This is a genomic window from Nucisporomicrobium flavum (assembly GCF_016464385.1).
Lineage (GTDB): Bacteria > Actinomycetota > Actinomycetes > Mycobacteriales > Micromonosporaceae > Actinoplanes > Actinoplanes flavus_A.
This window is the reverse complement of record NZ_JADMLH010000013.1, coordinates 262,793-272,103: the sequence shown is the minus strand read 5'-3', so window position 1 is coordinate 272,103 and position 9,311 is coordinate 262,793. Positions and strand designations below refer to the sequence as shown.

General features: G+C 73.9%; 9 protein-coding genes and 1 pseudogene. 6 read left to right on the top strand and 4 right to left on the bottom strand.

The window, feature by feature from the left end:
* The 4 genes and pseudogenes from IT780_RS42205 to IT780_RS28605 all read left to right on the top strand — a co-directional run.
* Nucleotides 1–105 (top strand): annotated as a pseudogene (locus tag IT780_RS42205) (IS5 family transposase); the annotation flags it as partial.
* A gap of 91 nt (nucleotides 106–196) precedes the next feature.
* Nucleotides 197–1,342, top strand: a complete 1,146-nt coding sequence (locus IT780_RS28615; protein WP_199514885.1) for a LolA family protein — start codon at nucleotides 197–199, stop codon at nucleotides 1,340–1,342.
* Nucleotides 1,339–2,271, top strand: a complete 933-nt coding sequence (locus IT780_RS28610) for an ABC transporter ATP-binding protein (protein ID WP_199514884.1) — start codon at nucleotides 1,339–1,341, stop codon at nucleotides 2,269–2,271. Before IT780_RS28615 ends, IT780_RS28610 begins: the two co-directional genes overlap by 4 nt.
* Nucleotides 2,258–3,106 carry an ABC transporter permease gene (locus tag IT780_RS28605; protein ID WP_199514883.1) on the top strand — a complete coding sequence of 283 codons (849 nt, stop codon included), beginning with the start codon at nucleotides 2,258–2,260 and terminating at the stop codon, nucleotides 3,104–3,106. The genes IT780_RS28610 and IT780_RS28605 overlap by 14 nt, the downstream gene beginning before the upstream one ends.
* On the opposite strand, the gene IT780_RS28600 is transcribed toward IT780_RS28605, so the two are convergent.
* Nucleotides 3,096–4,451 carry an alpha/beta fold hydrolase gene (locus IT780_RS28600; RefSeq protein WP_199514882.1) on the bottom strand — a complete coding sequence of 452 codons (1,356 nt, stop codon included), beginning with the start codon at nucleotides 4,449–4,451 and terminating at the stop codon, nucleotides 3,096–3,098. The two genes, IT780_RS28605 and IT780_RS28600, sit on opposite strands and share 11 nt — an antisense overlap.
* Before the next feature lie 133 nt (nucleotides 4,452–4,584).
* Here IT780_RS28600 and IT780_RS28595 point away from each other — a divergent pair, with 133 nt between their 5' ends.
* Both IT780_RS28595 and IT780_RS28590 read left to right on the top strand, forming a co-directional pair.
* Nucleotides 4,585–5,766, top strand: a complete 1,182-nt coding sequence (locus IT780_RS28595; protein ID WP_233413633.1) for a sensor histidine kinase — start codon at nucleotides 4,585–4,587, stop codon at nucleotides 5,764–5,766.
* Nucleotides 5,767–5,893: 127 nt separating this feature from the next.
* Complete coding sequence (locus IT780_RS28590) at nucleotides 5,894–6,553, top strand: response regulator (RefSeq protein WP_199514881.1); 660 nt, start codon at nucleotides 5,894–5,896, stop codon at nucleotides 6,551–6,553.
* 14 nt (nucleotides 6,554–6,567) lie between these two features.
* Here the strand turns inward: IT780_RS28590 and IT780_RS28585 are convergent, their stop codons facing one another.
* The 3 genes from IT780_RS28585 to trpB are packed head-to-tail and all read right to left on the bottom strand — an operon-like array spanning nucleotide 6,568 to nucleotide 9,294.
* Nucleotides 6,568–7,290: a GntR family transcriptional regulator gene (locus IT780_RS28585; RefSeq protein ID WP_199514880.1), complete on the bottom strand. Its 723-nt coding sequence runs from the start codon at nucleotides 7,288–7,290 to the stop codon at nucleotides 6,568–6,570.
* The gene (gene trpA / locus IT780_RS28580) at nucleotides 7,277–8,104 is read right to left on the bottom strand and encodes a tryptophan synthase subunit alpha (protein ID WP_199514879.1); all 828 of its coding nucleotides are present in this window, start codon (nucleotides 8,102–8,104) and stop codon (nucleotides 7,277–7,279) included. The genes IT780_RS28585 and trpA overlap by 14 nt, the downstream gene beginning before the upstream one ends.
* Nucleotides 8,101–9,294 carry a tryptophan synthase subunit beta gene (trpB, locus tag IT780_RS28575; RefSeq protein WP_199514878.1) on the bottom strand — a complete coding sequence of 398 codons (1,194 nt, stop codon included), beginning with the start codon at nucleotides 9,292–9,294 and terminating at the stop codon, nucleotides 8,101–8,103. Before trpB ends, trpA begins: the two co-directional genes overlap by 4 nt.
* Nucleotides 9,295–9,311 lie beyond the last annotated feature (17 nt).

The following is a 9,311-nucleotide window of genomic DNA, read 5'->3' as shown; positions in this document are numbered from 1 at the left end:
ATAGCCCGCCTCAAACGCCACCGCGGCGTCGCCACTCGCTACGACAAGTTAGCCGTCCGCTTCCAAGCCGTCCTGACCATCACCATCATCAGCGAGTGGCTCTGACCGGCTTTTGAAACACGCCTTAGGTGGGTTTCTCAGCGGCGTCACAGCACGCCCGGAGCACGATGGCTGCACACAACGGGAGGTGGACATCGTGAGTGTCTTCAAGTCGAGGCCGGCGCTGCGCTGGCTGGTTCCGACTGCTGCGGCGGTCGTCGTCATCGGGGGTGGCGCCGCGGCGGGCACGATCGCGGCGAGTGCGGATCCGACGTTGCCCGAGCGCAGCGCGGCTCAGCTGCTGGTGGATGTGCAGAACGCGAAGGTCGAGGGGCTGTCCGGCACGATCGTGCAGACCGCCGACCTGGGACTGCCGTCGCTGCCGGGGGTGACCGGCGGGGCCAACGGCGCCGAGCTGATGAAGCTCGTGGCCGGGAGCAACACCGCGCGGGTCTGGTACGCCGGGGAGGACAAGGTCCGTCTCGCGGTCCTGGGCACGCTCGGTGAGACCGACGTGATCCGCAACGGTTCGGACGTGTGGCTGTGGCGCAGCAGTGCCAACTCGGCCACGCACTTCACGCTGCCGGCCGACGCGAAGGAGAAGCGGCGCACCGCGCTGCCGCAGGGGGTGCCGTCGACGCCGCAGGAGGCCGCCGACGCCGCGCTCGCCGCGATCGACCCGACCACGGCGGTCAGTACGACCGGCGCGGCGAAGGTCGCCGGGCGGGACGCGTACGAGCTGGTGCTCACCCCGCGTGACACCGCGTCGCTGGTGGGGCAGGTACGCCTGGCGATCGACGCCGAGCAGCACATCCCGCTGGGTGTGGACGTGTACGCCAAGGACGCCACCAGCCCGGCCGTCCGCATCGCGTTCCAGCAGGTGAGCTTCGAGACGCCGGACGCCGAGCAGTTCACCTTCAACCCGCCGCCGGGTACGAAGGTGGAGACGCCCAGCCAGGCCGAGATCGAGAAGGAACAGCAGAAGGCGATCCAGGAGCACGAGAAGGCGCTCAAGCGGGGCCCGGGCGGCAAGCCCGAGGCGCCCGAGGGCACCAAGGTCGTCGGCAAGGGCTGGACGTCCGTCCTGGTCGCGAAGCTGCCCGCCGGCGACGCCGGCAAGCAGGACGGGAAGGGCGTGCAGCAGCTCGAGGCCATCTCCGGCGCGCTGCCGAAGGTCAACGGCGCGTGGGGCAGCGGCCGGCTGCTGCAGAGCGCACTGTTCAGCGCGCTGCTCACCGACGACGGCCGGGTCCTGGTCGGTGCGGTCGCCCCGGAGAAGCTGTACGAGGTAGCGGGTCAGTGACCGACCTCGCGGTCGCCTCGCAGGGGCTGACCAAGCGGTTCGGCAGCCAGGTCGCGGTGGACGCCGTCGACCTGGCTGTCCCCCGCGGCGCGGTGTACGGCTTCCTCGGCCCGAACGGCTCCGGCAAGACCACCACGATCCGGATGCTGCTCGGGCTGATCAGCCCCACCGCCGGCGGTCACGACCTGCTCGGGGCCGCGATGCCCGACCACGCCGCCGACGTGCTCCCCCACGTCGGCGCGCTGGTCGAGGGTCCGGGGTTCCACCCGTACCTGTCGGGGCGCGACAACCTGCGCCGCCTCGACGCCGCCGACCGTACGGCCGAGGCCCGTACCTCGGGCGCGCGCATCGACGCCGCGCTGGACCGGGTCGGGTTGTCCGCGGCGGCCGGCAAGCGCTACCGGCTCTACTCGCTGGGCATGAAGCAGCGGCTCGCGATCGCGGCGGCGCTGCTGCAGCCCCGGCAGCTGCTGGTGCTGGACGAGCCGACGAACGGTCTCGACCCGCAGGGCACCCGCGAGGTGCGCACGCTGGTCGGCCAGCTCGCCGCGGAGGGCGCGACGGTGCTGCTCAGCACCCACCTGCTCGCCGAGGTCGAGCAGGTCTGCACCCACGTGGGCGTGATGCACCGGGGCCGCCTGGTGGCTCAGGAGCCGCTCGCCCAGCTGCGCTCCGACGCGGCACCGCGGGCCCGGGTGCTCACCGACCAGCCGGCCGAGGCGGCCCGCGTGCTGCGCACGCTGGGGCTCACGGAGATCGCGGAGAGCGCCTCGGAGGCCTCCGGGCAGCTGGGTGCGGTGGCGCCGGAGAAGGTCGTGGCGTCGCTGGTGCACGACGGGGTGGCGGTCCGCGGTTTCGCCGTGGAGGCACCCAGCCTCGAGGACGTGTTCGTACGCCTGACCGGGCGGGGGTTCGATGTCTCAGGCTGACGTGCGGCGGCGGGTGTCGTCGCGCTTCCTGACCTCCGAGCTGCGCCTGATCGCCGTACGCCGGCGCAACCAGGTGGGTCTCGCGGCGCTGGCCGCCGTACCCGTGGTCCTGGCCGTGGCGATGAAGGTCGCCTCCCCGGAGGGACCACCCGACCGGGGCGACGGCCCCAACTTCTTCTCCCAGATCCTCGGCAACGGCTTCTTCGTGGCGCTCGCCGCGCTGGGTGTCGAGCTGACGCTGTTCCTGCCGATCGCGGTGTCGATGCTGGCCGGCGACGCGGTCGCCGGCGAGGCCAACCAGGGCACCCTGCGCTACCTGCTGACGGTCCCGGTCGGCCGCACCCGGCTGCTGGCGGTGAAGTACGCGGGCATCGTGATGGGCGCGTTCGTGGCGCCGCTGACGGTGGCGGTGTCCGGGCTGGTCGTGGGCCTGCTGCTGTTCGGCGGCGGGGACGTGACGACGCTGTCGGGCACGCAGATCGGCTTCGGCACGGCGGTGCTCCGGCTGCTGCTGATCTGCCTGTACCTCGGGGTGTGCCTGTCGGCGCTCGGCGCGATCGGCCTGTTCCTGTCCACGCTCACCGAGCAGCCGATGGGCGCCACGATCGCGCTGGCCATGCTGACGGTGACGAGCTGGATCCTCGGTCAGATCCCGCAGCTGGACTGGCTGCACCCGTACCTGCTGACCCGGCACTGGACGGACTTCGGCGAGCTGCTGCGCGACCCGGTGTCGCCCGGCGGGCTGACGCCGGGGCTGCTCAGCGCGGGGGCGTACATCGTGGTGTTCCTGTCGGCGGCGTGGGCACGCTTCGCCGGTCGCGACGTCACGAGCTGACCCCGGCAGTCTCCGCGCGGACCCGGGCCAGGATCTCCACGAAGCGGTCCGGGCGCTCGAACATCACGCGGTGACCGGCGCCCGCCACCACATCCAGGTGGCGGGCCGGGGCCTGCAGGCGCGCGTACCAGTCGGCGAAGACCACGGCCAGGCCCCGCATCTCGTCCGCGCCCTGCACGAAGTAGACCGGCACCTGCAGGCGCAGGGCGTCGGTGCGCAGGTCGATGTCCTGCATGCGCGGGTACAGCGCGTCCCAGGTGTCGAGGATCGCGGTCAGCGTGTGCGCCTTCTGCAGCAGCGTGTACTCGGGCACGCCGACCGTGAACGCGCCGGGGCGCTGGCCGTACGCCTCGGGCCCGAAGGTCATGATCGACTCGTAGCCGTAGACGCCGCCGTAGGGCGGTGGCCCCTGATCGGCCATCCGCCGCGCCAGGCCGGTGCGGCCGGTCGCCCGGGCCCACGCGAGGATGTCGGCGTAGAAGAGCCGGTCGCTGTCGGTCAGGTCGACGGCCTGGCCGGTGCCGATGTACGCGCGGTAACGCTCCGGACGGTCCCGCACGGCCAGCACGGCCAGGACCGAGCCGCCGGAGTGCCCGAGCAGGTAGATCCGGTCCTGCCCGAACCGCTGCCGCAGGTAGTCGGCGACCACCCCGATGTCGTCGACCGCGCTGCCGACGGTCACCGTCGACGTCGGATCGAGAGCCGGGTACGAGGACCCGCCGCCGCGCCGGTCCAGCGTGGCCACGACGAAGTGGCGTTCCAGGCCGGCGAGGTGCCGCCGCATCGCGCCGAACTCCGAGCCCCCGGGCGCCCCCGGCACGAAGAGCAGGACGGGCAGCCGCCGGGAGGCGCCACGGATCATGACGCCGAGGTGGCGCTGCCCCACGGTGGCCAGCTCGGCGACGCCGCCGGGGATCGGTGCGGTCCGGGCGGGCACCGCCACGGCCACGGTGAGCAGCGCCATCGCGGCGGTCAGCACGCCGATCACCACGTATCGCCTCTGCCTGGCCGCGGCCGCTCCCACGATCATCGGCACGACCGTCAGCAGCGCCTGCACTCCTCGCCCGGTGACGAACGCGAGCACCCCGAACGGGCTCGGGTGGAAGGCGTCCACGGACGGCCCCCGTACGCCCGTCCGGGAAAGCTCCATCGCCACCCAGAACGCGGCCGGCGCGGTGAGCATCGCCCACCGGGACCGGCCCACCCGGCCGGCCAGCACCCCCACCCCGGCGCTGACCAGGATCGACGTCACGGCCTGCCCGCCCGTCAACGGCCCCCGCGGCATGACCCACGCCGCCCCGATCCCCCACACCGCGCCCGCCAGGACGCCCCACCATCGATGCATGGGCCGACCCTGCCGGGCCCGCAGCACCCGCACATCGGGCCGGGGGCGGGGCCGCGCACCCTACTTTGGTCGTTGTCCACAGGGCACTCATGACGCTCCCCGGGCGGGCCCGGGGAGCCGTACGCTCCTTCGCATGCCCGGTCTGCCGCTCGCCCTCCTGGTGCCGGACGCCGCGGGTCCGCGCGGCGTGGTGCTGCGGGACCGGGTGGCCGACGGGCTGGCGGTGGCGTGCGCCCTGGGGTACGGCGCGGTCATGGTGCCGCTCGGCGACGCCCTGTCGCCACGGGCCGCGATCCCCTGGCAGGCCGACGTGGTGCTGGGCGTCATCTGCTGCCTGAAGCTCCTGCTGCGGCGCCGCTACCCGGTCGCGCTCGCCGCCACGATCACGCCGGTCGCCGCGGTGTCCGTCATGGCGACGGGGGCGGTCGCGGTCGCGCTGTTCACCGTCGCCGTCCGGCGCCGGGCGAGCGTCGCGCTGGTGCTCTTCGTGGCGTACGTGGCGACCGGACCGGCGTACCACCTGCTGCACGGCGACCCGGGCTTCCCGGCCTGGGTCGACGTCGCGGCCCGCGTGGTCACCGGGGCGGCCGCGCTGGGCTGGGGCATGTTCGTGCAGGCGTACCGCAGGCTCACCGCGTCGCTGCGCGAGCACGCCACCCGCCTCGAAGCCGAGCAGGAGATGCGCGTCGACCAGGCCCGGCTCACCGAGCGGGCACGCATAGCGCGGGAGATGCACGACGTGCTCGCGCACCGCATGTCGCTGGTCAGCCTGCACGCCGGCGCGCTCGAGGTGCGCCCCGACGCGCGCCCGGAAGAGATCTCCATCGCGGCCGGCGCCATCCGCACCGGCGTCCACGAGGCGCTGCAGGAGCTGCGTACGGTCATCGGCGTGCTTCGCGAGGGCGCGACCGGCCCGCCCGAACCACCCCAGCCCGGCCTCGCCGACCTGCCCGCCCTCATCGACGACGCCCGCTCGTCCGGCATGACGGTCCGGTTCGACGACCCCGTGCCGGCCCCCGGACCCCCGGTCGTGGCCGGCCGCACGGCGTACCGGGTGGTCCAGGAGGCGCTGACCAACGCCCGCAAGCACGCCCCCGGCCAACCGGTCACCGTCCACCTCGCCGGTGCGCCGGGCACGTCGCTGCGGATCACGATCACCAACCCTTTGCCGGGTACGGGGGTGAGCGCGGTTCCCGGTTCCGGGCTGGGCCTGGTCGGCATCGAGGAACGGGTGGGGCTGGCGGGCGGCCGGGTGGAGCACGGCGCCGGTGCGGACGGGTTCAGCCTGCGGGCATGGCTGCCGTGGCCGGCGTGAGGACGGGCCCCGCCCGCGGGCAGGGCCGGCGTGTGGCCGCCGGTGGGCGGTCGCCCGGCGTGGTCGTCACGCCCGACGTGGGGTCGCCCGTCGGCGCTCAGCTGCGGGCTTGGTCGCGGTGACCGGGATGGGGCGGCCCGTCCGGCTGGCCATCGTGGACGATGACCCGCTGGTCCGCGCCGGGCTGCGGATCCTGCTGGGCGGCTCCCCCGACATCGAGGTGGTCGCGGAGGCCGGGGACGGCGCGCAGGCCCTGACGGTCGCCGACACCCACGGGCTCGACGTGGTGCTCATGGACCTCCGCATGCCCCGCGTCGACGGGCTCGCCGCGACGCGACGCCTCCGGTCCCGGCCCTCGCCGCCGCAGGTCATCGTGCTGACCACGTTCCACGCCGACGAGCACGTCCTCGACGCGCTGCGCGCCGGGGCCAGCGGCTTCCTGCTCAAGGACACCCCGCCGCGCGAGATCATCGAGGCCGTCCGTACGGTCGCCGCCGGCGCCGCGACCCTGTCCCCCACGGTGATCCGCCAGCTGATCGACCACGTCGCCGACCCGGCCGCCGGCCCTCGCCGCGACCGGGCTCGCGCCAGGCTGACCCGCCTGACCGGCCGCGAACACGAGGTGGCGGTGGCGGTGGGACAGGGACGCTCCAACGCGGAGATCGCCCGGGAGCTCGGCATGAGCGTGGCGACGGTGAAGGGGCACGTGTCGCGGCTGCTCACCAAGCTGGACCTCAACAACCGGGTGCAGGTGGCCCTGCTGGTGCACGACGCAGGCCTGGTCTGACGAGCCGGCGCGGGTCAGTGGTCGTGGCGGGTCCACTGCATGGAGATGCCCGTGGCGGCGCGTTCCGTGCGGATCTCCATGACCGTGCCGAGGATCGTGGCGCGGTCGTAGAGGATGGGGCGGTTGTCGAGGCCGTACGTGACCCGTTCCGACACGAACACCGGCTGGCCCGCGGCCTGGTGCAGGTGCGCGGCGGTCGGTTCGTCGAGCAGTGCCGGGCGCAGCACCTCCGACGCCCGGTGCACGACGATGCCGTGCGCGGCGAACACCGCGTACAGGGAGGCGCCGCTGTAGTCCAGGTCCGCCAGGGGAAGGCCGGGGCGGCCCGGGGCCCAGGACAGCTGGTGGACCGCCGGGCGCCCGGACAGCAGGCGTACCCGTTCCAGTCGCAGCACGCGCCGGGTCGCGGGAACCTCGAGGTGCGCGGCGATCGCGGCCGGGGGGCGGCGCAGCTCCTGGCCCAGGATCAGCGTGCTGACCTCCTGACCTTGGGCTTTCAGGTCCTCCGCGAGCCCGCGCAGCGAGTCGAGCCGGTACATGAGCCGGGGAGACGCCACGAAGGTGCCGCGGCCGGGTTCCTGCGAGACCAGGCCGTCGTCCTCGAGCTGCTGCAGGGCCTGGCGGAGCGTCGCGAGGGTCACCCCGTACCGGGCGCTGAGGGTTTTCTGGGGTGGCAGCATCGTGCCCGGTGCGAGGTCGCCGGCGCGGATCTTCGCGGTCAGGTCATCGGCGATCACCTGATACTTCGGCGTACGGCGTTCCAGAGGACACCCCCAGGTCGAGTGCGGTGCGCAGGGCCGCGACGGCGACGCGCAGGTCGTCCGGGGTGGCCCCGTCCAGCACCCTACGCATCAGGGCCGACGCGACGATCACCCCGTCCCCGGCGCGTCCCGCCTCGGCGGCCTGTTCCGGCGTCGACACCCCGAACCCGATCAGCACGGGAAGCCGCTCCGGACCGTCCGGATCGGGCTGGTGATGCTTGACGCGGCGGACCAGCTCCACCGCCGTCGCGGGGAGCGTGTCCCGTTCGCCGGTCGTGCCCATGACGCTCACCGCGTACACGAAGCCCCGGCTGCGCCGGCGGATCTCCCGGAGCCGGTCGTCCGGGGTGGACGGCGCGGCCAGCAGGATCAGGTCGATGCCCGCCTCGGCGGCGGCGGCTTCCAGCGCCGCGGACTCCTCGAGCGGCAGGTCGGGCACGATCAGGCCGCGGACGCCGGCCGCCGCGAGGCGGGGCGCGCCGAGCCGCAGAGCCAGGTTGGCGTACGTCATGACGATCAGCGGGACGCTCAGCCGCCGGGACGCGGCCTCGATGCCCGCGAGGATGCCGCCGATCGTGGCGCCGCGGGCGAGGGCGCGGTCCGACGCCCGCTGGATGGTGGTGCCGTCGAGCATCGGGTCGGAGAACGGCAGGCCGATCTCGATGGCGTCCGCGCCGGCGTCCTGGCACGCGTCCAGGTAGTCAGTCCAATTGGCGGTCAGGCCGCCCGTGACGTACGGGATGAGCAGCGGTCGCCCGGCGGCCCGCAGCGTCGCGCCCAGCGTGCTCATGCGGGGCCTCCCGTCAGCGCGGCCATGTCGCTCAGCTGGATCATGTCCTTGTCGCCGCGGCCGGAGAGCGTGAGCAGCACCGTCGACCCGTGGGGCAGCTCGTCCGTGCCCGCCGCGCGCAGCACCCACGCCACCGCGTGCGCCGATTCGAGCGCGCAGATGATGCCTTCGGCGCGGGCGAGCCGGCGTACGGCCGTCAGCACCTCGCCGTCGGTGACGGTCTGGTACTCGGCGCGGCCCGCCGCACCCAGCTGGGCGTGTTCCGGGCCGATGCCCGGGTAGTCCAGACCGGCCGCGATGGACTGTGCCTCGGCGATCTGGCCCTCGTCGTCCTGCAGCACCATGGACCGGGAGCCGTGCACGATGCCCGGGGTGCCGTGGGTCATCGCCGCGCCGCCTGCCGCCTCGACGCCGACCAGCCGGGCGCCGGTGCCGACGAAACCGGCGAACGTCCCGGCGGCGTTCGACCCGCCGCCCACGCAGGCCACGACGACGTCCGGGACGCCTGTGCTGAGCTCCGCGGCGCATTGCCGCCGCGCCTCCTCGCCGATGACGCGCTGGAATTCCCGGACCATCCACGGGTACGGGTGGGGCCCGGCGACCGACCCGAGGCAGAAGTGGGTGTCCTCGACCGCCGCGACCCACTGCCGCAGCGCCTCGTTCGTGGCGTCCTTCAGCGTCCGGCTGCCGCTGGTGACCGGCACGACCTCGGCGCCGAGCAGGGTCATCCGGAACACGTTGAGGGCCTGGCGTTCGATGTCGCGTTCGCCCATGTAGACGGTCGCGCGCAGGCCGAAGAGCGCGGCGGCGGTGGCCGTGGCGACGCCGTGCTGGCCGGCCCCGGTCTCGGCGATGAGCCGGGTCTTGCCCATCCGCCGCGCGAGCAGCGCCTGCCCGAGCACATTGTTGATCTTGTGCGAGCCGGTGTGCGCGAGGTCCTCACGCTTGAGGAGCAGCGTGATGCCCAGCTCGGCGGAGAGGTTCCAGGCGGGGGTCAGCGCGGTCGGCCGGCCCGCATAGACCGTACGGAACATGTCGAGCTGACCACGGAACGCGGGGTCGGCCCACGCCTCGCGGAACGCTTCCTCCAGGGCCTCGCAGGCCGGCACCAGAGACTCGGGGACGAACCGTCCGCCGAAGGCGCCGAACCGGCCCGCCGCGGCCGGATCCCGCATCACGCTCATCGTCATCGCGACTCCAAGTGTTC